This window comes from Enterobacter cloacae complex sp. SYL001, from assembly GCF_049237025.1.
GTDB lineage: Bacteria > Pseudomonadota > Gammaproteobacteria > Enterobacterales > Enterobacteriaceae > Enterobacter > Enterobacter intestinihominis.
The window spans coordinates 14,195-37,731 of record NZ_JBMKJI010000006.1 but is presented as its reverse complement, the minus strand read 5'-3'; the positions used below and the strand labels follow the sequence as shown (position 1 = coordinate 37,731).

The following is a 23,537-nucleotide window of genomic DNA, read 5'->3' as shown; positions in this document are numbered from 1 at the left end:
TGTCTATTATAAGCCCCCGATATGCAGGGTTTTAACTTCCAGAAACTCCTCCAGCCCCAGCACGGACCCCTCGCGTCCCAGCCCGGACTCTTTTACGCCCCCAAACGGACCCAGCTCGGTCGAGACCGCACATTCATTAATTCCGATCATGCCGCTCTCAATGGCCTGTGAGACGCGGAACACACGCGAGAGATTCTGGGTATAAAAGTAGGCCGCCAGCCCGTAAGGCGTATTGTTAGCGCGCATAACCACTTCGTCTTCCGACGTGAAGCGGAAGCAGGCGGCAACGGGACCAAAGGTCTCCTCTTCTGCCAGCTTCATGCCTTCATGGCAGTCACCGAGCACGGTTGGCATCCAGAAGTTGCCGCCAAGTTCGTGCGGTTTACCCCCAGCCAGCACCGTGGCCCCCTTCGCTACCGCATCTTCGACGTGCTCACGGACTTTCTCGACAGCCGAAGGCTCAATCAGCGGGCCGATAACGACGCCCTCGTCCAGACCGTTACCCACCTTCAGCGCCTTCACCGCATCGGCAAGCTGATTGACAAACTTGTCATAGACCGTCTCCTGAATATAGAAACGGTTTACGCTGACGCAGACCTGCCCGGCGTTACGGAATTTATTGGCGATGGCGCCTTTGACGGCGGCCTCAATATCCGCGTCCTCGAAAACGATATACGGCGCATTGCCGCCCAGCTCCATCGATACCTTTTTCATGGTCTCAGCGGAATTGCGAACCAGCGTTTTCCCGACGGCGGTTGACCCCGTAAACGAGATTTTGCGCACGTGATGGCTGGCCATAATGGCGTCGCTAATTTCTGAGGTGCTCCCCGCGACCACATTCAGCACACCATCCGGCACACCGGCCTGCTTCGCCAGCGTCAGCAGCGCAAAGGCGCTCAGCGGCGTGTTGTTTGCAGGCTTGATGATGCCGGTACATCCTGCTGCCAGCGCCGGGCCGAGCTTACGGGTGAGCATAGCCATCGGGAAATTCCATGGCGTGATAGCAGCAACCACCCCAACAGGTTCACGAGTGGCCAGAATACGGGAGCCGGGTTTAACCGGAGGAATGATTTCACCGTTAGCGCGCTTGGCCTGCTCCGCAAACCACTGAATAAAGCTGGCAGCGTAGTCCACCTCGCCCTCAGCCTCTTTCAGCGGCTTGCCCTGCTCGGTGGTCATCAGCCGCCCGAGCCAGCTTTTGTTCTCGATAATCAGTTCATACCAGCGATAGAGGATCGCGGAACGCTCTTTTGCCGTTTTTGCGCGCCATGCGGGAAAGGCTTTCGTCGCGGCCGCAATGGCCTCTTCGGTTTCGGCTTTCCCTGCTTTCGCCACTTTCGCAACCACCTCGCCCGTGGCCGGGTTTAGCACATCAAACGTGGTGTCGAGTGTTTTCCAGATACCGTTAACCAGATACCCGGTCTGAAAAAGAATACTGTCCTGAAGAGCCTGGGTTGTCATGTGTCCTCCCTTCCTGAATGTTTGAACCTGCAAGAATAAGTATAGCCACAAAAAAACCGACGCTTTTGGCGTCGGTTTTCTCTTCGTTAGCTGTCTGTCAGCGCATTCTGGTAGCGGTGCAGCATAAACACCAGCCGCTCTACCGGCTCGGTAACCTGCGGCGGCGCTTCCCAGACTCGCAGTTTCTCCTGGTAGATATCCAGCTCCTCCAGCAGTTGCTTAAAGTAGCGGCGACGTTTGTCATCACTGGATGCCGATATCACATGGTCCGCCGTTCGCCGTAGCTGGCGGTGGAAAGCGGACAAATCGTCGTTGATCGGCACTGGCGCGTTCCGCAGACGCTGGTGCGCGATAATCATGGTTAACGCCAGACGGAAGCGAGCGACATCGCCCGGGAATTTATTCAACAGCAGGAACAGTTGCTGGTAAAGGGCCGGAAGGTGGTTCTGCTTGCGCCGCGCGGTGTTGGTGGTCAAGGACGATACGGCGGCCGACACAAACTGATTGAGCAGCACGCGCCCTGTCCGCGCCTGAGAGTTATCCCGCACCAGCAGGATCACCATCATCGCCAGGAAACAGCCCACCAGCTGGCCTAATGCGCTATCCAGGAACTGGCTGAAATGGAAGGTCATCGGGTTATCCAGCACGAGGATGTTAATCGTACTCGCCAGCGCACCTAACGATCCCAGACGGCGTTTTTGTACCTCAATCCCGATAAAGAACGCCATCACCGCCAGGCTGATACAGAGCAAAAGCATGCTTTGCTGCGTCGAGGGGATGATTACCAGGAAGTAGAACGCGCCAATGGGTAACGCCGCAATGGTGCCGTACAGAAAATCAATAGCGACCATGCGCGGGTTGGGCAGACGCATCGCCAGCGCGGTAACGACGGCAATCATCACCATCGCGCCGCTGCCGGACGTCCAGCCGGTCCACAGCCAGAACAGCGTGCCGAGTATACAGGCCAGGGTGGTACGCCAGAAGTTAACCATCGCATGATGACGCTCGGCGGATTCCGGTTTGATCACCACTTCGCCTTGTAACACCTCTTCTTCCGCCGCACTGATTTTGGTGTTGCTAATCACGCCGCGTTTCAGAAGCAGGTAGCGCGTTGCGGCGCCAACCCAGGTATAAATGGTGACTGGCGTATCCCGTTCCCCCGTCCAGGCAATCACACGACGCATGCGTTTAAGCTGTCGATGCACGTCCTGCACCGTCTCCACAGGCTCATCAAACAGTTCGCGGAAGGTATCCGTTACCACTTCGGGGCGAGTGTTCTGAATCAGGTAGGTTTCACACGCCTGGGTGATCAGCGTTAACGAGACGGTATTGATCGCTTTCAGACGACGATTGGCACGCTCCCAGCGGGAAGACTCCATATTGAGATTACTGCGCATCCCTTCCAGCGCCTGCGTGCGGCGCACCAGCGCGCTCCAGGCCTTGTCGACCTCTTCGCTGTCGCCGTGCTTAATGCACAGCTGCATGAGCTGGTACTGGGCAACAATCAGCGCGTCCAGCTCACGATCGACTTCCTGCTTGATGGATCGCGGAGAGAAAAGCAGATCGGCGACAATCGCGCAGACGATACCAATGACAATCTCGCTACAACGTTCCACGGCGAACTGCGGAGCAAGCAGCGGTTCACTCTGAATGGTGATGATAATAATCAGCGCGGTATATCCCGCCAGGCCCCAGGCGTACGAGTTCTCCACCTTCACCAGCGAAGAGACCCAGGTGCAAAAACCCGCCCAGATACAGCATACAATCAGCATCAGCAGCGGCGTGCGGATCATCAGGATGATAATGGTCAGGGCGGCGATACAGCCGATAAAGGTGCCGATAATACGCAGCATCCCGCGATAGCGAATTGCCCCGGAGTAAGGCTCGCCACCCGCCGCGAAGGCAGGACCGGCGGCGACGATCGCGGCGGTCAGAACAGCCCAGCGCGGCGTTTCAAGCTGGAAATGGAAGCCAACAAACAGCGCCAGCACAATGGCGCATGCCAGCTTCACGGCGAAGCGGATGTGCTGGCTAGCGATGGAAAAAATGCCCATAGCGATCAACCAAACTCGCGCAGGCGATGGGCGATTTGACGGAAGATAGAATCCTGGCTGGCATCACGGTCTTTTTCACCGGTGATCACTACCGTCGCCGTGGTGCCTGCGGGCCAGAGGTTGCTCTGCTGCTCATCCAGACGAATGCGTACCGGTACGCGCTGCGCCAGACGAACCCACTCGAGGTTAGAATCGACGGTCGCCATCCCTTTTGAATCATTGGTACTGCTGGCGTTGGTCACCCCCGCGGCCACGCTGTCCACGGTTCCTTTCAGGACCCGGTTGCTGCCGAGCGGCGTGATTTCGGCGCGATAGCCCGGACGCACGCCTTCCAGCTTGGTCTCTTCCATATAGGCGAGGACGTAGAAGGAGTTCTGTTTCACCAGCGCCACGGCGGTGGAGCCGCGCGTGATAAACTCACCCGCATAGACGTTGAGGTTGGTTACCCAGCCATCGGACGGGGCGCGGATAACGGTACGTTCCAGATCGAGCTTCGCCAGATCGCGCGTCGCCTGCGCTTTTGCCAGCTGATGCAGCACGGTTTGCAGCACGTTATTGGACTGATCAATCTCTTCCCGGGACATGGCCTGGATGCCCAGCTTGTTACGACGTCCTGCTTCACGGCGTTTTTCAGCGGCCAGCGCGTTGTAATACGCTACATCGGCTTCCGCTTCTTCCAGCGCTTTTTGATAGCGCGGCTGGTCAATAGTGAACAGTACCTGATCTTTTTTCACCAGCTGGTTATCGTGGACATTGACCGCCGTAATGAGACCGGCGACATCGGGCGCTATCGCGACCACCTCCGCGCTGAAACGCGCATCGCGCGTCCACGGGGATTCGGTGTAATAAACCCAGGCGCGAAAAATAGCGATGAACGCCAGGATGACCAGCGCCATAGTGATGGCAGTGCGGGAGATTTTTCTTGTTAGCGTTTTCACATCAACCTCAGACAAACATGCGCGATATTAAATAGAACAGGCAGCAATACAGCGCGGTATTAAACAATGCAGGATGCCAGACGAAATCATAAATCCCGGTAGGGACCAGCACCTTGCGCACCAGCCAGAAGATCGCCAGTGATAAAAGAAGCTCGAAAAATATCGGTGGGAACGACAGACCGAACACCACGATAACGGGAAACAGACTCATGTTGACCTTGATTAAAGAGATGCAGGTTACTGGATTATTAAGCTCACGCCGCCGCAGGAGAGCATGAATTGCCGGGCGAGAGTGGCGCAGCCGTTATGTAATTAATAATATATTAACGTAACTGTTATGCTGTTATCTATCATATGTGATCTAAATCACTTTTAAGCCAGAGTGAATAATGGAACGTCTAAAACGCATGTCCGTCTTTGCGAAAGTGGTTGAGCAAGGCTCTTTTACCGCCGCAGCACGTCAGCTACAAATGAGCGTCTCATCCATTAGCCAGACAGTGTCAAAACTGGAAGATGAGCTCCAGGTGAAGCTGCTCAACCGCAGCACCCGCAGCATTGGGCTGACGGAAGCGGGTAAAATTTACTATCAGGGCTGCCGTCGAATGCTGCATGAAGTGCAGGATGTTCACGAGCAGCTCTACGCCTTTAACAACACGCCTATCGGCACGCTGCGTATCGGGTGTTCTTCAACTATGGCACAAAATGTTCTCGCTGCCATGACGGCGGAAATGCTGAAAGAGTATCCCGGTTTAACCGTTAATCTGGTAACGGGTATTCCGGCACCGGATCTGATTGCCGATGGGTTAGACGTGGTGATCCGCGTTGGCGCATTGCAGGACTCGAGCCTGTTCTCGCGTCGACTGGGCAGCATGCCGATGGTGGTCTGCGCTTCGAAAAGCTATCTGGCACAGTATGGCGTACCGGAAAAACCTGCCGACCTGAGCAACCACTCGTGGCTGGAATACAGCGTTCGCCCAGATAACGAATTTGAACTGATCGCGCCAGAAGGGCTTTCCACCAAACTGCTGCCTGAAGGCCGCTTCGTGACCAACGATCCGATGACCATCTCACGCTGGCTGGTGGCCGGGGCCGGGATCGCCTACGTGCCGCTGATGTGGGTGATCAACGAGATCAACAGCGGCGAACTGGAGATCCTCTTCCCGCGCTACCAGTCGGATCCGCGCCCGGTGTACGCGCTCTATACCGAAAAGGACAAGCTGCCGCTGAAGGTGCAGGTCTGTATTAACTATCTGACGGACTATTTTGTGGAAGTGGCAGAGCTGTTTCAGGGGATGCGGGGAAGAAGGAAAGAGTAGGCCTCCCCCCTCACCCCGGCCCTCTCCCCAAAGGGGCGAGGGAGAAAAGACGGCACGGAGCAGTCCCCTCTCCCCGTTGGGGAGAGGGTTAGGGTGAGGGGAAAATGAAAAAATTACGCCGTGCCGCCCACCGTCAGGTTATCGACCTTCAGGGTTGGCTGGCCCACGCCTACCGGCAGGCTCTGACCCTCTTTGCCGCAGACGCCCACGCCGTTATCCAGCTTCAGATCGTTACCGACCATGGAGATCTGCTGCATTGCTTCAATCCCGGATCCGATCAGCGTCGCCCCTTTTACCGCTTTGGTCACTTTGCCCTTCTCAATCAGATACGCCTCTGAGGTAGAGAAGACAAATTTACCGGAGGTGATATCCACCTGGCCGCCGCCAAAGTTTGGCGCGAAGATGCCGTAATCAACGGATTCGATAATCTCCTGCGGCGTGGATTTGCCCGGCAGCATGTAGGTGTTGGTCATGCGCGGCATCGGCAGGTGTGCGTAGGATTCGCGACGACCGTTACCCGTTGGCGCAACGCCCATCAGACGCGCGTTAAGCTTGTCCTGCATGTAACCTTTCAGTACGCCATTTTCGATCAGCACGTTGTACTGGCCCGGCGTGCCTTCATCGTCGATAGAAATCGAGCCGCGACGGTCGAGCATGGTGCCATCATCCACCACGGTACACAGTTCGGAGGAGACAAGCTGCCCCAGCTGACCGCTGAATACTGACGTCCCGCGACGGTTGAAATCCCCCTCCAGGCCGTGACCGACCGCTTCGTGCAGCAGCACGCCAGGCCAGCCTGCGCCCAGAACCACCGGCAGCGTACCGGCAGGTGCCGCCACGGCAGACAGGTTGACCAGCGCCATGCGCACGGCTTCTTTTGCCCACGCATCCGCGCGCGCTTCGCCGTCAACGTCGCCGAGGAACCAGTCGTAGCCAAAACGACCGCCGCCACCGCTTGAGCCGCGCTCGCGCTTGCCGTCGTCTTCCACCTGCACGCTGATAGAGAGGCGCACAAGCGGACGCACGTCGGCGGCCAGCGTACCGTCCGTCGCCGCCACCAGAATCAGCTCATAGACCCCGCTCAGACTGGCAGAGACTTCCTGCACGCGTTTGTCCGCCGCGCGAGCCACTTTGTCCACGCGACGCAGGATGTCCAGCTTCTCTTCGCGGCTCATGCTTTGCAGTGGGTCGATGCTGGTATAAAGCGCAGCGTGCTGCACTTCACCCAAGGTTTTCACGCGACCGTCGCCGGTATCACGCACAATGGTTCGCGCCGCCTGCGCGCTCTGCTCCAGCGCAGCCAGGCTTATCTGGTCTGCATAAGCAAAACCGGTTTTTTCGCCGCTGACGGCGCGCACGCCGACGCCCTGGTCAATGTTATAAGAACCATCTTTAATGATGCTGTCTTCTAAAACCCAGGATTCGTGATAGCTCGACTGGAAATAGAGATCGCCGTAGTCGAGGCGGCGTTCGGTCAGTTGACCAAGAATGGAGAACAGGTCCTGATGGCTCAGGCCGTTCGCTGCGAGCAAATGTTCACTTACCAGGTTCAGACTCATCGTATTGCTACTCGTTCGTTGCCGCCAGTGGCGGTATAAAATCAATATTATTGAGAGTGAGGCAATTACCTGCCCACGTCAAATCATTGCTGTGCTTCTTTGCGCGGCTGGCGCAGCACTTCATTAATCTGCGGTTTATCGATTGGGCCCGTAATGCGGTAGCGCAGAATCGAGACTTTGCTCCAGAGCGGCCCCAGCACTTTGCTGGCGGCAAATACCGCCGCGCCGATTATCGGATTGACCACAAAAGCGGTAGCGACACCCACTGTAGCGGAGATTTCCGGGGCAACAACCGCTTCCATATCCAGCTCCCGGCGCACGAGGTTCACTGATCCTTTCATGGCGATGTCCGCTTCCAGGCCGTCCAGCAGCGTATCATCGGTATGCATCACGCCGTCCTTGATCCAGGCCGTTCCGCGAATGGAGTCATAATAGAAACCGTCGTTGAAGGTATCGCTGAAATCGAAGCGCAGCTTGCGCAGCAGCGCGTCAAAGCTCAGCAGGCGCAGTATTTGCCCTGCATGACCGGTGCTAACATCGGCAATTTGTCCCTTACCAAAACGGGTTCTGAGGATACCGTTCAGCGAGGCAACGTCCGGCTGCCACGGTGCCGCGCGCCAGTGCAGATCGTAATTCACATCGAAGGACGATCCGCGAAGCGGCGTGCTGATCCCAAAGAAGTTAGCCGCTGCGTCCAGCTTGTTGCCTTTAATATCGCCCTTCAGCGAGGTGCGCTGTTCACCCGGTTTGTTCACCCACTCGCCAGCGGCGGTCATGCGGCCAAAGCCGGTATCCACCAGCCCACCAGAGAGGCTCAGCGTATTGCCCTGAATAGCAAAATCACCGTCGATACGGCCATATTTCTGTCCCCACAGCCAGCACTCCGCACAGCGCAGCTGGAGATCGGGCCAGTTGCTGAAATCCACGCGCGACGTTCCACTGCTGCTGAAAGGAGACGTACTTGTCGACTGTGTTTTAGACGCCGTAAAGGTCGGGTTGTAATAGAGATAACGGATAGCCGCCTGCCATGGCGCGTTATCGCGCATCGTCAACGAACCGTTAATTTCACGCCCCTGCGCCTCGACCTTTGAGCCGTTCACCGTCGGCTGGGAGACAATACTCAGGTTGTTCCACTGCTGCCCACCCAGCGTCAGCGCAGGCGTGCGCAAGGTAATGGACTGCGGGAACTGCGCCGTTTGGTCGACGTTTTGCCCGACACCTTTCTGAAACAGTGCCAGCCACTCTGCGCCATCCATCGGCGGGAGATTCAGTTCAATGCCCGCCTGCTCCGGCAGCGGCGGCGTGGTACGGCTGTCCGTCGTCCAGATCGCCCTGTCCAGCGTCAGCTTGCGGTTAAGCAGCCAGCGGCTGTTGAAGTGGTTTGTTCCGCCAGCGTTTCCGGTTAAATCAAAGCTGTTGAGGTTGCCCGCAACCTTTACGTTGACGGGCAGTGCTTCACCGCTTTTCTTGTTCAGCGGTGCGGGAAGCTGGCTACTGAGGTTTTTTAGATCGCCCGTAATGTCGACGTTATAGCGCGCACCAGCATGATAAGGCAGATCGATGGCGACCTTGCCATTCCATGACACCGCGCCGTCCACCGCATTCTCAATCGGCTTCGGCAGAACATCCATGCGTGACGGCTGCCAGTTCGCGTCCATATTGACCGCCACCTGGTAGGCTTTATCGCCCTCGGTGGTGGAGAAATCGATATTGACGGGTTGATTGAACCAGGTCGCTTTCAGCGGCTTACTTTTCAGATTGCCGTTAACAAAGCTGAACTGACCGCTAAGGTTTTTCAGCGTGCTGTCCAGCGGCTTGATATAGAGGCTGTTATTGTTCAGACGAACGTCGCCTTTGGCGGTGGTCATTTCACCGTCGAGCGGGATATCCAGATGTAAGCGAGCATTCACATCACCATCTAACTGCAACTGCTGGAGAGTGGCCGCCAGGGAGTCATCCAGCGGCGTATCTTCAAAATACGGGCCAACCGCTTTACCCGGCCCCTTAATATCCGCATCAATCAGCAGTTTCTCTTTGGAGTAATCCGGGATGTTTGCCGTCAGGTTGCTTGCCGTTACGCCGCCCAGCGCAACGCTGTCCGTCTTCATCCACAAGCCGTCATTCAGGAAGTTGAGTTCGATATTCAGATTCTTCAGCGCGGGCCAGTCCGGCTGGAAGGCATAGGTGGCGTTGCGTAGCGGCACCAGAACCTGGAACTGGCCTTCGTTATGCTTATACGGGAACAGGTGCGGATTGCCGCCGTAGACCAGCGTGGCGTTGTCCGCCTGACCGCCCTGAATGGCGCCGCTGAGATAGTCTACCAGCGCTTTCCCCATCAGGTTTTCCGGGAAGTAGCGCCACGCCTGCGAACCGTCATCCGTGCTGATGCCCGCCAGAATGCCCAGCCACGGCTCATCGCCTTCAGGCTGTAGATAACGGAAATTACCGCGGGCATGTACCGCTTTGGCTTTTACATCAATATCGCGACCATCGAGCTGAAAACCTTTGTCATTCTTCAGCCAGTTGAGGGTGGCGTTTCCCTTTTCGATCTCCAGTGGCGCACGGAAGACCGTTTCGTACGGCATTTTTGCTTCCTGCATTTCTGCCGTCAGCCTGCCGTTTTCCACGCTTCCTTCCAGTTTACCGCTGAAGTGCTCGGCACCCGGCAGCAGCTTCCACTGTTTCCATACGAGATTTTTCCATGCCGCCTGAAAACGCGTCTTTTCCGTGGCCTGGAGCGGAATATCCAGCGCCAGCCGGTTTATCTGCCCGCTCGGCTGCGTCGCCAGCCAGATTTCGCCCAGCTCCGGGGAGAGTTTTGCGGCCATTGAACGCAACCCTTCGATCGCCGTCAGATCCAGGTTACTGGCGCGGATACGCAGCTCATCGCTGCGTTTACCGTTTATCCCGCCGACGTCCTGCTCCGGCATCCACGCCAGCGTCAGCGCGCCGCGCGGCCAGGGTTTGTTATCCATGGAGATGCGCGTATCCGGAATAGCGAACTGCCAGCCGCCTTTATCCTGCGTCACGTGTGCGGTGAGGTTATCGACGGAAAGCTGATGCTGATGGTTTTCCCCCTTCCAGCTCGCGCCCCCCTGCTTAAGCCAGATATCGCCGCTGGCGAATGCCCCGTTCGTCAGGGTCATCCAGCCTTCCAGGCTGAAGCGCGCGGTTTCCAGCTGCATGTTCTGCTGTAGCCACTCACCCAGCCACGGCTTCACGTCCACGTCGTCCGCCTGTAGCCACACCCTGCCGTTGTTCAGCAGGCCATTGTCGTCGCGCAGATCCATCCGCACCTGCATAACGCCGTGCTGCCCGTTCAGGCTGGAGAGATTCACCTGCCCCTCGGCGCGGTGGCGATCTTTCCCGTTTAGCCAGGTCAGCTGTGGGATCGCCAGCTCAGCGCGCTGTCCGGAAAGGGTTATAAAGCTCACTTCGCTGTCGCGGAGATCGAAATGATCGAACTGACGCAGGAAGAGATCGCTGATACGGCTGGTTTCCAGCCCACGATCGCTGTCGCCGCTTTGCAGCGGCGTGTTGGTCATCAGCTGAAGTTGCCAGAAGGTGAGATCGCGAAACTGCCAGCGCAGATGCAGCAGGCTTTGCCAGACATCCAGCGCCAGGGTGACGCGTTTGATTTTAAGATGGCCGCCATCTTTCAGGCTGGCGCTGATATCCCGCGCATCAAGCGTCGGGCCAAAGTTCTGCCAGCTTGCCTCGATATGGCTCACGTCCACCGGCAGACCGGTGGCAGATTCGATTTTTGCCAGGATCTGCGGCCGCCAGCTGTCCAGATGCGGCAAGGCGAGACGCAGCCCGCTCACGAGCAACGCGACAATCACGACCAGCGTTGCCCCTGTAAGCAGTAAAATCCCCGGCAATCGCCTCACGCGTCTCTCCTTGTCAGCCTTAAATCTCGCAGCGAACTGCGTTTACATCATGACGACGTCAAACTGCTCCTGGTTATAGAGCGGCTCAATTTGCACTTTTACCTGTTTGCCGACAAAGATTTCCACTTCCGCCAGCGCGTGCGACTCTTCCCCTTTCAGGGCCTCTGCCACCGCAGGGGAAGCATAGACCAGAAAACGGTCTGAGTCGTAGGCATGATGGACACGGACAATCTCACGCATGATCTCGTAGCAGACCGTCTCCACCGTCTTTACCGTTCCGCGTCCATGGCAGGTTGGACACTCATTACACAGGACATGTTCCACGCTTTCGCGGGTCCGTTTCCGGGTCATTTCCACCAGACCGAGCTGCGAGAAGCCATTGATGCTGGTTTTCACGCGATCTTTACTCAGCGCCTGCTCCAGGGAGTGCAGCACGCGACGGCGGTGGTCTTCATTATTCATATCGATAAAGTCGATGATGATAATACCGCCCAGATTACGCAGGCGAAGCTGGCGTGCGATGGCCTGCGTCGCTTCTATATTGGTATTAAAGATGGTGTCATCGAGGTTGCGATGGCCGACAAACGCGCCGGTGTTGATGTCGACGGTGGTCATCGCTTCGGTTTGATCGATGATCAGATAGCCACCCGATTTCAGCTCAACCTTACGCTCCAGCGCACGCTGGATTTCGTTTTCAACGTCATAGAGATCAAATATTGGCTGGCGTCCGGTGTAATGCTCCAGCAGCCCCGGCATTTCCGGGATGTACTCGGCGGTGAACTCCAGTAAGGCTTCGTACGTCAGACGGGAGTCCACGCGGATTCGGTCGAGCTGCGCATCGGCGAAATCACGTAATACGCGCTGAGCGAGCGCCAGCTCACCGTACAGCCGGTAGCGGGTCTGGTTGCGTTTTTTACGCTCCATCACTTTGGTCCAGACGCGCTTCAGATAGGCCGCATCCGAGGCCAGGTCTTCTTCGCTGATCCCTTCCGCTGCGGTACGGATAATAAACCCACCCTGCTCGTCGCAGTAGGCGCTGACCACCTTTTTCAGGCGTTCACGCTCGCTTTCGCTCTCAATACGCTGTGACACGCCGACGTGCGACGCCCCCGGCATAAAGACCAGATAACGTGAAGGAAGGGTGATGTCGGTGGTCAGACGCGCGCCTTTGGTGCCCAGCGGATCTTTTACCACCTGCACCATCAGATCCTGGCCCTGACGCACCAGCTCAGAGATGTCGCGCACGGCAAACTGCTTTTGCTCTTCGCCTGCCACGCATTCGGTATGCGGCATGATGTCGGAGGCGTGTAAAAACGCCGCTTTATCGAGCCCAATATCTACAAAAGCCGCCTGCATACCCGGCAGTACACGACTGACACGACCTTTGTAGATATTGCCTACGATTCCGCGCCGCGCTTCACGCTCAATATGAATTTCCTGAAGAATGCCACCATCAATGTAGGCCACACGGGTTTCCGATGGCGTTACGTTTACCAACAATTCAGCCGTCATAATTATCCCTTCCCTCACGCAGTGAATTAAAATTGCTCAGCAACTCATACGTTTCCACCAGCGGTAAGCCGACTACGGCGTGATAGCTGCCATTTATCTTCCTGACAAAACAGCCACCCAACCCTTGAATACCGTATGCACCTGCTTTATCCATAGGTTCACCGCTGGCGACATAGCCAGCGATCTCCTCGTCGGTGAGGACTCTGAACGTCACTTCCGTTACCACAAGGCAATCCAGAACGTACTGGCTGTCTGCCAGCGCTACCGCCGTCATCACCTGATGGGTTTGTCCGGACATGTTACGCAGCATCCGCGCAGCATGGTCTGCGTCGCGGGGTTTCTCAAGCACCTCACCATTGAGGATGACGATGGTATCGGCCCCCAGCACCGGTAAGTCACGCGGCACGCATGCAACGCCCGCCTGCGCTTTTTCACGCGCCAGACGGGAGACATACTGCTGAGCGCTTTCGCCCTCAGCACGTTTTTCTTCGATACCGGTAACGATGCGTTCGAAGGATACACCCAACTGCGCGAGCAGTTCCTGGCGACGCGGAGAACCGGAGGCAAGATACAAAGACGTCATAGAAACCTTTTATTGCACGGCAAACTGCTGGCGAATTTTACGCATCAGCAGGAACAGCCACGGCCAGAGCACACCGTTTACTACACTACTCCAGAACACTTCCGGTCGGAAAGAGACGTTGATCACTAAAAACTCTGCCCAGAAAACAACGATATCCGCAGCGAGCGACAACAACATCACCACCAGCGCCTGTTGCCAGAGCGCAAGGTTACGAAAGAGCTGGAATTTGAGTGCAACGAGATACGCAATAATGCTCATGGATAAGGCGCGGACGCCAAGCGTAGAGCCACTGATAAGATCCAGTATGGCACCCATCACAAAACCTGTGCCGACATTTACGCGGTGCGGCAGGGCAAGGATCCAGTAGAGCAAAATGAGTAATACCCAGTTTGGCCGGAAAACAAGAATGTCGTCCGGCCAGGGCATAATTTGCAGCAACAATGCAACGAGGAATGAGAGCCAGATTACCCAGCGCCCCTGGCTACGATAACTGGCCACTACTGCCCTCCACCCGAGACTTGCGGCGGTGGCGGCGCATCCGGTAGCGGCTGCGTTAACCCCGTCGCCGGAGCCGGTACGGGCGCAGGTGGCCCCATTGCATCCGGCGCAGGCAGCACCTGCGGCATCATCTGCATCAGGCGCTCATTGGCCACGCGATGCACATCTTCCGGCGTCATCGGGTTAGCGCCGTTGCGATCGGCGCCCCATAGCAGCAGCAGGTAGCGTAAACGCTGCAAGCCAGCCGTTGGACGCGCCTGGATCACGGTGTAGGCACGTTGAGTGTCGAGCTTCACGGAAGAGACAACCGCAACCGGGTAGCCTTCAGGGAAACGACCGCCCAGACCAGACGTCACCAGCACGTCACCCACGCGGATATCCGTGTTGGCGGGCAGGTGTTCCAGTTGCAGATCGTCCGTACAACCATTACCGGCGGCAATTACGCGAATATCGTTACGCAGCACCTGAATCGGCAGTGCATGGGTGGCATCGCAAATCAGCAGCACACGGCTGGTCAGTTTGGCAACCGCCACGACCTGGCCCACAACGCCTTTATCGCTGATGACAGGCTGACCTTCGTATACGCCGTTCACGCTGCCTTTATCAATCACCACCTGATCGCTGTATGGATCGTTTACGGTGGAGATCACCTGGGTGACCATTTTCTGTTCATCCTGGCGCAGCGGCGAGCCAAGCAGTTCCCGCAGACGCGCGTTTTCCTGCTTATATTGCCCCAGCATCAGTAGCTCGCTGTTTTTCAGCAGCAGTTCCTGGCGTAATGCACGGTTTTCGAGTTCGAGCTGGTCACGCGATGAAAGCGTTTGCGACACGGAGTCGAGCAGTTCACGGGGACCATTTGAAATAAAGTAGAAAGGACTGACGGCGGTATCCATGTACGTTCGGATCTGGCTGAACGTACCGAGGCGGCTATCGGCAATAATGACCCCGAGCGCCACCAGAACCGCCAGGATCAGGCGAAACTGTAGCGACGGGCCACGGCTAAAAATTGGCTTCATAGGCTATGCGTATTCTCGCGTCAGAGAGAAAGGGTAGCCATTTGCTACCCTCTCACACCCGACTACTCTTCGCTAAACAAGTCGCCGCCGTGCATGTCGATCATTTCCAGCGCCTTGCCACCACCACGGGCGACGCAAGTCAGTGGATCTTCTGCAACTACGACAGGAATACCTGTCTCTTCCATTAACAGGCGGTCGAGGTTACGCAGCAGCGCACCACCACCGGTCAGAACCATACCGCGCTCGGAGATATCGGAGGCCAGCTCTGGCGGGCACTGTTCCAGCGCAACCATCACCGCGCTCACGATGCCGGTCAGCGGCTCCTGCAACGCTTCCAGGATTTCGTTGGAGTTCAGGGTGAATCCGCGTGGCACGCCTTCTGCCAGGTTACGACCGCGAACTTCGATCTCGCGAACTTCATCACCCGGATAGGCAGAACCGATTTCATGCTTGATGCGCTCTGCGGTCGCTTCACCGATCAGAGAGCCGTAGTTACGGCGAACGTAATTGATGATGGCTTCGTCGAAACGGTCGCCGCCGATACGCACGGAAGAGGAGTACACCACGCCGTTCAGGGAGATAACGGCCACTTCAGTGGTACCGCCACCGATATCCACCACCATAGAACCGGTTGCTTCAGAAACCGGCAGACCCGCACCAATTGCCGCAGCCATCGGTTCTTCAATCAGGAACACTTCACGCGCACCGGCACCCTGAGCGGATTCACGGATTGCACGGCGTTCAACCTGGGTTGCGCCAACCGGCACACACACCAGTACGCGCGGGCTTGGGCGCATAAAGCTGTTGCTATGAACCTGCTTGATGAAGTGCTGAAGCATTTTTTCGGTCACGAAGAAGTCAGCAATAACGCCATCTTTCATTGGGCGGATCGCGGCAATGTTACCCGGCGTACGGCCCAGCATCTGCTTCGCATCATGGCCTACTGCGGCCACGCTTTTTGGCGAGCCAGCACGATCCTGACGAATGGCCACAACGGAAGGCTCATTCAATACGATGCCTTGTCCTTTTACATAGATAAGGGTATTCGCGGTACCCAGGTCAATGGACAGGTCATTGGAAAACATGCCACGAAATTTTTTCAACATACTAAGGGATAATCCTGAAAGCTGGGGCGGAAAACAAAATCCGCTTACTTTACCAACCACACGCAGCAGCGACAAGGCGCAAAAATCGTCTGCTACGGTGAAAATTAGTGCAGCACGTTTCCTTTGTTACAAATTCATCCCCTGAATCCCTCAGGGCTGAGTAAACAGCAGCGTCCCTCACTTTCACTTGTAACCTATAAAAGGTCGTTCACTGGCTTTTATGCTCGTCTAACTCAAAGCTACAGGCGCGATATTCTACGTGAAAACAAAGTAAACGGCAGGTCAAACAGAGTATCTTTGCAAATATTTTTTCACATTGGTGTCAAGCGGCTGAGAGGCGGCAAAAAAATCCCCCTGACCGCCCGTCACGCCGCGCTCTGTCAACATCTGCCATTCACTGCGTGAACGTACGCCTGCGGCAAATACTTGCGTTTGCGTTCCTTTGCACGCCTCCACCAGGCTTTGTACCAGCAGCTGGTTTTCCGTGCGCTTTTCGATATTCCTTACCAGACCCGGATGCAGCTTCAATAATTCGACATCCAGCTCTTTGATCCAGCTGGTGCTGACCAGGGTAAGACCCGCCTGTGTTACCGCCACGCGAGCCCCAAGCGCATTGATTAAACGCACAACCGAGCGCAACCGGCTGATGTGTTGACCTACATCTGCCTCTGCAAGTTCAAAAATAATGCGTTTGCGTTGCGATTTTTCGCATTGCATTAACGTGTCACGTAACCAACGCTGAAAACGCGGACGGATCAGCGATTCGACGGTCACCTGTAAAGCCAGATTTTCTTCAGGCCAGTACGATAAAAACGGAATGAGGCGGGTGATTTGCTGGCGGTCATACTCTTCGGACAATCCGAATTGCAGCACCATCGGCAAATACTCTGCGGAGATAACCTCCTCGGTCCCATCAAAAATACGGCACATCAGCTCACGATGATGGACATGACCATTTTTTATGACCGCCGGTTTTTGATAGATGCGCGGTCCACCCCGGCTCAGCATCTGTTCAATCAGGGTTCGCCAGCGTACGTTGCCGCGCCCTTTTTCCGGTAGCGTATCATCATAGACCGCCCAGCCGTTCGCCCCCTGCAATACGGCGTTGCGTGTGGCCGCTTCTGCATGTTCCATCACCTGCTCCGTCGACTGACCGCCGCGCCAGGCACAGATGCCCATATGCACCATATCGTCGCGGTCGAGCATTTTGCTCTGGGGTAGCGCATCGACGGCTTTCAACAGCTGGCTGGCGATACTCTCGGACTCCTTTAAGGTGCGATGCGGCAGCAAGACAGCAAAGTCGCTGCGGTGGTAGCGTGCCAGTAACGCGCCGGGGTAGCGCATAATAAAGGTGGACAGCAGGTTAATCAGCGTGAAGAGGTTCTCTTCCGCCACGCGCTGGCCCCAGGTATCACGGAGCAGATCGAAGTCGGGCAGGCGAATCATCATTACCACGCCATGCGTCCCCACCTTTTCGGGATCATCAAGAAGCGTAGCCAGCTGATTATCAAAGAAGAGACGGTTGTTAAGGCCCGTTTTGTTATCCTGCGCGGCGTAGGAGCGAATCAACGTGTCCATACGGCTACGCTGATCGCTGGCAAACTGGATTTCGGAGAGCAGCACGTCCAGGGCGCTACTGGTACGTGATGGCCATTCATAAACCGATCCCCGTACCTGCGGACCCCGCTCGCCATTCAGTATTCGCACCGAGCGTGTTTCCAGCAGTTCCTGGCCGGAAAGTTGACGACGCTGCCAGCGAACGGCGAGGAAAATCAGCAGGACGATCAAGGCAACGGCGATGGTTAAGGGCGCGGTGGTCATGAGCGAGCGTAAATAGTTGCTCATCGGATCCTGGTACATCAGATGGATTGTCATACCCGGATGTTTAAGTGAGCGTACCGTTATGTCCCGATACTGATCTACCGTGCCGGCAGGACGGTAGCTGCCCTGACGGGTATGGCTGAAAACGGTCTGCTTCCCCTGTTTAATGTCGATCTGCACGATATCCACAGGCACCATTAACTCATCCAGTTCACGCGAAAGTGCCGGGAAGGAGGTTGTAATCAGGCGAGTGTCGATAACCGATGCAACCGATTCTACCCGGTTAACCAGCTTATCCTGGATGGCATTATAAAAGCTCAGCGAGCAGCCGATTAGCGTGACAAATATGGTCAGTCCCGTCAGCAAGGTGATAAAAGCTGAGAACTTCGTCGTTAATCGCATCCTTGAGATTACTCCGTGGGTTGAAGGGGTCGCAAGTGAGCGCTAACTTGCATTTCAAATGCGGCATACTACCAAACCTGGTGTATCTGGCAATTTATTGCGTTAAATCGGCACTGCGTTTCATTGAGCGAGTATAGTCTTCAGTACATATTTTCCCATCATCAATCCTAGTGAGGACCCTGTATGCAGGCTTTGATCTTAGAACAGCTGGACGGCAAAACCGTTGCCTCGGTGCAAGCCATTGACGAGAGCCGCCTGCCGGAGGGCGACGTGACCGTAGATATCGACTGGTCAAGCCTGAACTATAAAGATGCACTGGCCATTACGGGAAAAGGTAAAATCATCCGAAATTTCCCAATGGTGCCAGGCATCGACTTGGCTGGCCGCGTGCATACCAGTGAAGATCCGCGTTTTCACGCCGGACAGCAGGTGCTGCTCACCGGCTGGGGCGTAGGTGAAAACCACTGGGGAGGACTGGCAGCGCAGGCGCGCGTAAAAGGTGACTGGCTGGTCCCGATGCCGAAAGGCCTGGACGGCCGTAAGGCGATGATCGTCGGCACGGCAGGTTTCACCGCCATGCTCTGCGTGATGGCGCTGGAAGAGGCCGGGATCCGTCCTGACTCTGGCGAAATTGTCGTGACCGGCGCCAGCGGTGGCGTGGGCAGCACGGCCGTCACGCTGCTGCACAAGCTGGGGTACCAGGTCGCCGCCGTCTCTGGCCGCGAAAGTACGCATGATTATCTACGTCAGTTGGGCGCAAGCCGTATTCTGAGCCGCGACGAATTCGCCGAGACCCGTCCGCTGGAAAAACAGGTCTGGGCTGGCGCTGTAGATACCGTCGGCGACAAAGTGCTGGCGAAGGTGCTGGCGCAAATGAATTACGGTGGCTGCGTGGCGGCCTGTGGTCTGGCGGGTGGTTTTGCCCTGCCGACGACGGTGATGCCATTTATTCTGCGTAACGTGCGTCTTCAGGGTGTCGATTCGGTCATGACCCCAGCCGAGCGGCGGGCTGAGGCCTGGGAACGTCTGGCGCGGGATCTGCCAGCCTCATTCTATGAGCAGAGCGCCACTGAGATCACCCTGAGCCAGGCGCCAGAGTACGCCAATAAAATCATGGACAACCAGTTCCACGGTCGTGCGCTGGTTAAAATCGCCTAATCTTCAAATTTTCGTGACATATTCGCGCTAACCCTCCTCCTCCGTCATGCTTAGAAAAACGCCTGACGGAGGATGCCATGAAAACCCGAAAACTGACGGAAGCCGACGTAACGTCCGAGTCTGTCTTTATGCTACAGCGTCGCCAGATCCTGAAAATGCTTGGCATCAGCGCCACTGCCCTGACGCTCACCCCTGCGGCCCACGCCGATCTGCTCGACTGGTTTAAGGGCAACGACCGCCCGAAAGCCCCCTCTGGCGCACCGCTTAACTTCACGAAACCGGCGCAGTGGCAGAATAAACTGACGTTGACGCCGGAAGATAAAGTCACCGGCTATAACAACTTCTATGAGTTTGGGCTCGATAAGGCCGATCCTGCCGCCAACGCCGGGAGCATGAAAACCGATCCCTGGACGCTGAAGATTGATGGCGAAGTGGCAAAGCCGCTGACGCTGGATCATCATGACCTCACCACCCGCTTCCCACTTGAAGAACGCATTTACCGTATGCGCTGTGTGGAAGCCTGGTCGATGGTGGTGCCGTGGGTAGGTTTCCCTTTGCATAAACTGCTGGCGCTGGTTGAGCCCACCAGCAACGCGAAGTATGTTTCTTTCCAGACGCGCTATGCCCCGGACGAGATGCCAGGCCAGAAGGATCGGTTTATCGGCGGCGGGCTGGAGTATCCCTACGTTGAAGGTTTACGTCTCGACGAAGCCATGCATCCGCTTACGCTGCTCACCGTCGGGGTTTACGGCAAAGCGCTGCCGCCGCAAAACGGGGCGCCCATTCGCCTGACCGTACCGTGGAAATACGGTTTCAAGGGCATCAAATCGATCGTCAGCATTAAGCTCACCCGTGAACGCCCACCCACCACCTGGAACCTCGCAGCGCCAGATGAGTATGGTTTTTTTGCCAACGTTAACCCGCACGTTGATCATCCACGCTGGTCGCAAGCGACGGAACGTTTTATCGGTTCCGGCGGCGCGCTGGATGTTAAACGCCAGCCAACGCTGCTGTTTAACGGCTATGCAGATGAGGTGGCATCCCTCTATCGTGGGCTGAATTTACGGGAGAACTTCTAAGTGCGTTTAACGGCAAAGCAGATAACCTGGCTGAAGGTACTCCTGCATTTAGCCGGATTGCTCCCCTTTATCTGGCTCTTTTGGGCAGCCAGCCAGGGACAGTTCAGTGCCGATCCGGCTAAAGATATTCAGCATTTTACGGGTCGGATGGCTCTGAAATTTTTGCTTGCGACCTTGCTCGTCTCACCGCTTGCGCGCTACGCTAAACAGCCATTGCTAATACGTACCCGTCGGCTTTTGGGGCTATGGTGTTTTGCCTGGGCGACGCTGCATCTCACCAGTTACGCCCTGCTGGAACTGGGCATTAACAACCTGGCACTCCTTGGCAGCGAACTGGTTACGCGTCCTTATCTGACGCTGGGTATCGTAAGCTGGCTGGTTTTGCTGGCGCTGACGCTGACATCCACGCAGTACGCGCAGCGAAAAATGGGACGGCGCTGGCAACTGCTGCACAACTTCGTCTATCTTGTCGCGATCCTCGCGCCCATCCATTACCTGTGGTCGGTGAAGATTTTATCTCCTCAGCCGGTCATCTACGCCCTGCTGGCATTGGCCCTTTTAGCATGGCGTTACAAGAAGTTCCGCCAGTGGGTACGATAGTCCACGAAACTGTGCGTTTTCCCGCAGATTATTTATCAGCCGCGAATCTTTTTCGGATAGCGGTTGATAATCTTCCCTGATAAGACCAGTATTTAGCTGCCAAATGCTACGAAATCGTTATAATGTGCGACTTCGGTTTTCCGGACAGGGGTTTTTGGCCTCTGAAAGGGTGACAATTGCGTGTTGAGGGTATATGTTGTTTTTTACCCGAAAATCGCAGGAGATAGCGGCACAATGGCTGACAAATTCCAAATTTTAGTATTGAACGGACCGAACCTGAACATGCTCGGCACCCGTGAGCCAGAGAAGTACGGCACGCTGACATTGAGCGAAATTGTTAACCGTCTGGGTACGGAAGCAGCCTCGCTGAATGTGGATTTGGACCATTTTCAGTCAAACGCGGAGTACGCAATCATCGACCGTATTCATCAGGCTAAAGACACTGTGGACTATATCCTGATCAATCCGGCCGCGTTTACGCACACCAGTGTTGCTATACGCGACGCACTGCTCGCGGTGAGTATCCCGTTTATCGAGATCCATCTGAGTAACGTGCACGCCCGAGAGCCGTTCCGCCACCATTCCTACTTGTCAGATATCGCCGCTGGCGTGATATGTGGGCTGGGTGCAGACGGCTATTCATACGCTTTACAGACAGCGGTAAAACGCTTGTCACAATCACACTAAACAAGAGTACGGAACCCACTCATGGATATTCGTAAGATTAAAAAACTGATCGAGCTGGTTGAAGAATCAGGCATCTCCGAACTGGAAATTTCTGAAGGCGAAGAGTCTGTACGCATCAGCCGTGCAGCCCCAGCCGCTAGCTTCCCGGTAATGCAGCAAGCTTATGCTGCGCCAGTGCAGCAGCCTGCGCTCTCCGCAGCCGTTGCACCAGCAGCAGAAGCCGCACCTGCAGCAGCTGCAGAAATCAGTGGTCACATCGTACGTTCCCCAATGGTTGGTACTTTCTACCGCACCCCGAGCCCGGACGCGAAAGCGTTCATCGAAGTGGGTCAGAAAGTCAACGTAGGCGATACCCTGTGCATCGTTGAAGCCATGAAAATGATGAACCAGATCGAAGCAGACAAATCAGGTACTGTGAAAGCGATTCTGGTCGAAAGTGGTCAGCCGGTAGAATTTGACGAGCCACTGGTCGTCATCGAGTAACGAGGCGAACATGCTGGATAAAATTGTTATCGCCAACCGTGGCGAGATTGCACTGCGTATTCTTCGTGCCTGTAAAGAACTGGGCATCAAGACCGTGGCCGTGCACTCAAGCGCGGATCGCGATTTAAAACACGTATTGCTGGCGGATGAGACGGTCTGTATCGGTCCGGCTCCGTCCGTAAAAAGCTATCTGAACATCCCGGCGATCATCAGCGCCGCCGAAATCACTGGCGCGGTCGCGATTCACCCGGGTTATGGTTTCCTCTCTGAGAACGCCAACTTTGCTGAGCAGGTTGAACGCTCTGGCTTTATCTTCATTGGCCCGAAAGCCGACACCATTCGCCTGATGGGTGACAAAGTGTCTGCCATCACCGCGATGAAAAAAGCTGGCGTGCCAACCGTACCGGGCTCTGACGGCCCGCTGACCGACGATATGGATGCTAACCGCGCCCATGCTAAACGCATTGGCTACCCGGTGATCATCAAAGCGTCCGGCGGCGGCGGCGGTCGCGGTATGCGCGTTGTACGCAGCGATGCTGAACTGGCGCAGTCCATCTCCATGACCAAAGCGGAAGCGAAAGCGGCTTTCAGCAATGACATGGTGTACATGGAAAAATACCTGGAAAACCCACGCCACATCGAAATTCAGGTGCTGGCTGACGGTCAGGGCAACGCGATCTATCTGGCTGAACGTGACTGCTCCATGCAGCGTCGTCACCAGAAAGTCGTCGAAGAAGCGCCAGCGCCGGGCATTACGCCGGAACTGCGTCGCTACATCGGTGAGCGTTGCGCCAAAGCGTGTGTCGATATCGGCTATCGCGGGGCGGGTACCTTTGAGTTCCTGTTCGAAAACGGCGAGTTCTACTTCATTGAAATGAACACCCGTATTCAGGTTGAACACCCGGTTACCGAAATGATCACCGGCGTTGACCTGATCAAAGAACAGCTGCGTATCGCAGCCGGTCAGCCGCTGTCCATCAAACAGGAAGAAGTTGTGGTTAAAGGCCATGCGGTAGAGTGCCGTATCAACGCCGAAGACCCGAACACCTTCCTGCCAAGCCCGGGTAAAATCACGCGTTTCCACGCGCCGGGTGGCTTTGGTGTGCGCTGGGAGTCCCATATTTACGCCGGTTACACCGTACCGCCGTACTATGACTCAATGATCGGTAAGCTGATCTGCTACGGCGAAAACCGTGACGTGGCCATTGCCCGCATGAAGAACGCCCTTCAGGAGCTGATCATCGACGGGATCAAAACCAACGTAGATCTCCAGATGCGCATCATGAGCGACGAGCACTTCCAGAATGGTGGTACTAACATCCACTACCTGGAGAAAAAACTCGGTCTGAACGAGAAGTAAGAGACCAGTGTTGC

Annotated in this window: 19 protein-coding genes; 7 read left to right on the top strand and 12 right to left on the bottom strand. The window is 56.1% G+C overall.

Annotated features, from left to right (window positions below; translation table 11 throughout):
• Nucleotides 1-6: 6 nt before the first annotated feature.
• The 4 genes from ACOTZP_RS08395 to aaeX all read right to left on the bottom strand — a co-directional run bounded on the left by ACOTZP_RS08395 (nucleotide 7) and on the right by aaeX (nucleotide 4,664).
• Nucleotides 7-1,461 (bottom strand): NAD-dependent succinate-semialdehyde dehydrogenase, encoded by a 1,455-nt coding sequence (locus ACOTZP_RS08395; RefSeq protein ID WP_271075434.1) that lies wholly within the window; start codon nucleotides 1,459-1,461, stop codon nucleotides 7-9.
• A gap of 86 nt (nucleotides 1,462-1,547) precedes the next feature.
• Nucleotides 1,548-3,515, bottom strand: a complete 1,968-nt coding sequence (gene aaeB / locus ACOTZP_RS08390; protein ID WP_063146511.1) for a p-hydroxybenzoic acid efflux pump subunit AaeB — start codon at nucleotides 3,513-3,515, stop codon at nucleotides 1,548-1,550.
• 5 nt (nucleotides 3,516-3,520) lie between these two features.
• Nucleotides 3,521-4,453 carry a p-hydroxybenzoic acid efflux pump subunit AaeA gene (gene aaeA / locus ACOTZP_RS08385; protein WP_023298740.1) on the bottom strand — a complete coding sequence of 311 codons (933 nt, stop codon included), beginning with the start codon at nucleotides 4,451-4,453 and terminating at the stop codon, nucleotides 3,521-3,523.
• A gap of 7 nt (nucleotides 4,454-4,460) precedes the next feature.
• Nucleotides 4,461-4,664, bottom strand: coding sequence for a p-hydroxybenzoic acid efflux pump operon protein AaeX (gene aaeX / locus ACOTZP_RS08380; protein ID WP_003860416.1), 204 nt, complete (start codon nucleotides 4,662-4,664; stop codon nucleotides 4,461-4,463).
• Nucleotides 4,665-4,842: 178 nt separating this feature from the next.
• Here aaeX and aaeR point away from each other — a divergent pair, with 178 nt between their 5' ends.
• The gene (gene aaeR / locus ACOTZP_RS08375) at nucleotides 4,843-5,769 is read left to right on the top strand and encodes an HTH-type transcriptional activator AaeR (protein WP_022649561.1); all 927 of its coding nucleotides are present in this window, start codon (nucleotides 4,843-4,845) and stop codon (nucleotides 5,767-5,769) included.
• Between the two features lie 113 nt (nucleotides 5,770-5,882).
• Here the strand turns inward: aaeR and tldD are convergent, their stop codons facing one another.
• The 8 genes from tldD to csrD all read right to left on the bottom strand — a co-directional run bounded on the left by tldD (nucleotide 5,883) and on the right by csrD (nucleotide 18,156).
• Nucleotides 5,883-7,328 carry a metalloprotease TldD gene (gene tldD / locus ACOTZP_RS08370; protein ID WP_063146510.1) on the bottom strand — a complete coding sequence of 482 codons (1,446 nt, stop codon included), beginning with the start codon at nucleotides 7,326-7,328 and terminating at the stop codon, nucleotides 5,883-5,885.
• 83 nt (nucleotides 7,329-7,411) lie between these two features.
• Complete coding sequence (yhdP, locus tag ACOTZP_RS08365; RefSeq protein WP_271075435.1) at nucleotides 7,412-11,218, bottom strand: AsmA2 domain-containing protein YhdP; 3,807 nt, start codon at nucleotides 11,216-11,218, stop codon at nucleotides 7,412-7,414.
• Nucleotides 11,219-11,260: 42 nt separating this feature from the next.
• Nucleotides 11,261-12,730 (bottom strand): ribonuclease G, encoded by a 1,470-nt coding sequence (gene rng / locus ACOTZP_RS08360; protein ID WP_003860405.1) that lies wholly within the window; start codon nucleotides 12,728-12,730, stop codon nucleotides 11,261-11,263.
• A complete protein-coding gene (locus ACOTZP_RS08355) occupies nucleotides 12,720-13,313 on the bottom strand; it encodes a Maf family protein (RefSeq protein WP_023307082.1) in 594 nt (197 codons plus the stop codon). Before ACOTZP_RS08355 ends, rng begins: the two co-directional genes overlap by 11 nt.
• A gap of 9 nt (nucleotides 13,314-13,322) precedes the next feature.
• Nucleotides 13,323-13,811 (bottom strand): rod shape-determining protein MreD, encoded by a 489-nt coding sequence (gene mreD, locus ACOTZP_RS08350; protein ID WP_003860402.1) that lies wholly within the window; start codon nucleotides 13,809-13,811, stop codon nucleotides 13,323-13,325.
• Nucleotides 13,811-14,827: a rod shape-determining protein MreC gene (mreC, locus tag ACOTZP_RS08345; protein WP_003860400.1), complete on the bottom strand. Its 1,017-nt coding sequence runs from the start codon at nucleotides 14,825-14,827 to the stop codon at nucleotides 13,811-13,813. The genes mreD and mreC overlap by 1 nt, the downstream gene beginning before the upstream one ends.
• A gap of 62 nt (nucleotides 14,828-14,889) precedes the next feature.
• A complete protein-coding gene (mreB, locus tag ACOTZP_RS08340) occupies nucleotides 14,890-15,933 on the bottom strand; it encodes a rod shape-determining protein MreB (RefSeq protein WP_000913396.1) in 1,044 nt (347 codons plus the stop codon).
• 282 nt (nucleotides 15,934-16,215) lie between these two features.
• Nucleotides 16,216-18,156 carry an RNase E specificity factor CsrD gene (gene csrD, locus ACOTZP_RS08335; protein WP_022649564.1) on the bottom strand — a complete coding sequence of 647 codons (1,941 nt, stop codon included), beginning with the start codon at nucleotides 18,154-18,156 and terminating at the stop codon, nucleotides 16,216-16,218.
• Between the two features lie 183 nt (nucleotides 18,157-18,339).
• Between csrD and ACOTZP_RS08330 the strand changes: the two genes are divergently transcribed.
• From ACOTZP_RS08330 to accC, 6 genes are all read left to right on the top strand, one after another.
• On the top strand, nucleotides 18,340-19,314 hold the full coding sequence (locus tag ACOTZP_RS08330; RefSeq protein ID WP_045309167.1) for an MDR family oxidoreductase: 975 nt from the start codon (nucleotides 18,340-18,342) through the stop codon (nucleotides 19,312-19,314).
• Between the two features lie 77 nt (nucleotides 19,315-19,391).
• Nucleotides 19,392-20,393 (top strand): protein-methionine-sulfoxide reductase catalytic subunit MsrP, encoded by a 1,002-nt coding sequence (gene msrP, locus ACOTZP_RS08325; RefSeq protein ID WP_032626457.1) that lies wholly within the window; start codon nucleotides 19,392-19,394, stop codon nucleotides 20,391-20,393.
• The gene (gene msrQ, locus ACOTZP_RS08320; RefSeq protein WP_022649567.1) at nucleotides 20,394-20,993 is read left to right on the top strand and encodes a protein-methionine-sulfoxide reductase heme-binding subunit MsrQ; all 600 of its coding nucleotides are present in this window, start codon (nucleotides 20,394-20,396) and stop codon (nucleotides 20,991-20,993) included.
• A 234-nt stretch (nucleotides 20,994-21,227) separates the two neighbouring features.
• Nucleotides 21,228-21,680 (top strand): type II 3-dehydroquinate dehydratase, encoded by a 453-nt coding sequence (gene aroQ / locus ACOTZP_RS08315; protein WP_022649568.1) that lies wholly within the window; start codon nucleotides 21,228-21,230, stop codon nucleotides 21,678-21,680.
• Between the two features lie 21 nt (nucleotides 21,681-21,701).
• On the top strand, nucleotides 21,702-22,163 hold the full coding sequence (gene accB / locus ACOTZP_RS08310) for an acetyl-CoA carboxylase biotin carboxyl carrier protein (protein WP_010436174.1): 462 nt from the start codon (nucleotides 21,702-21,704) through the stop codon (nucleotides 22,161-22,163).
• Between the two features lie 10 nt (nucleotides 22,164-22,173).
• On the top strand, nucleotides 22,174-23,523 hold the full coding sequence (accC, locus tag ACOTZP_RS08305) for an acetyl-CoA carboxylase biotin carboxylase subunit (RefSeq protein ID WP_003860388.1): 1,350 nt from the start codon (nucleotides 22,174-22,176) through the stop codon (nucleotides 23,521-23,523).
• Nucleotides 23,524-23,537 lie beyond the last annotated feature (14 nt).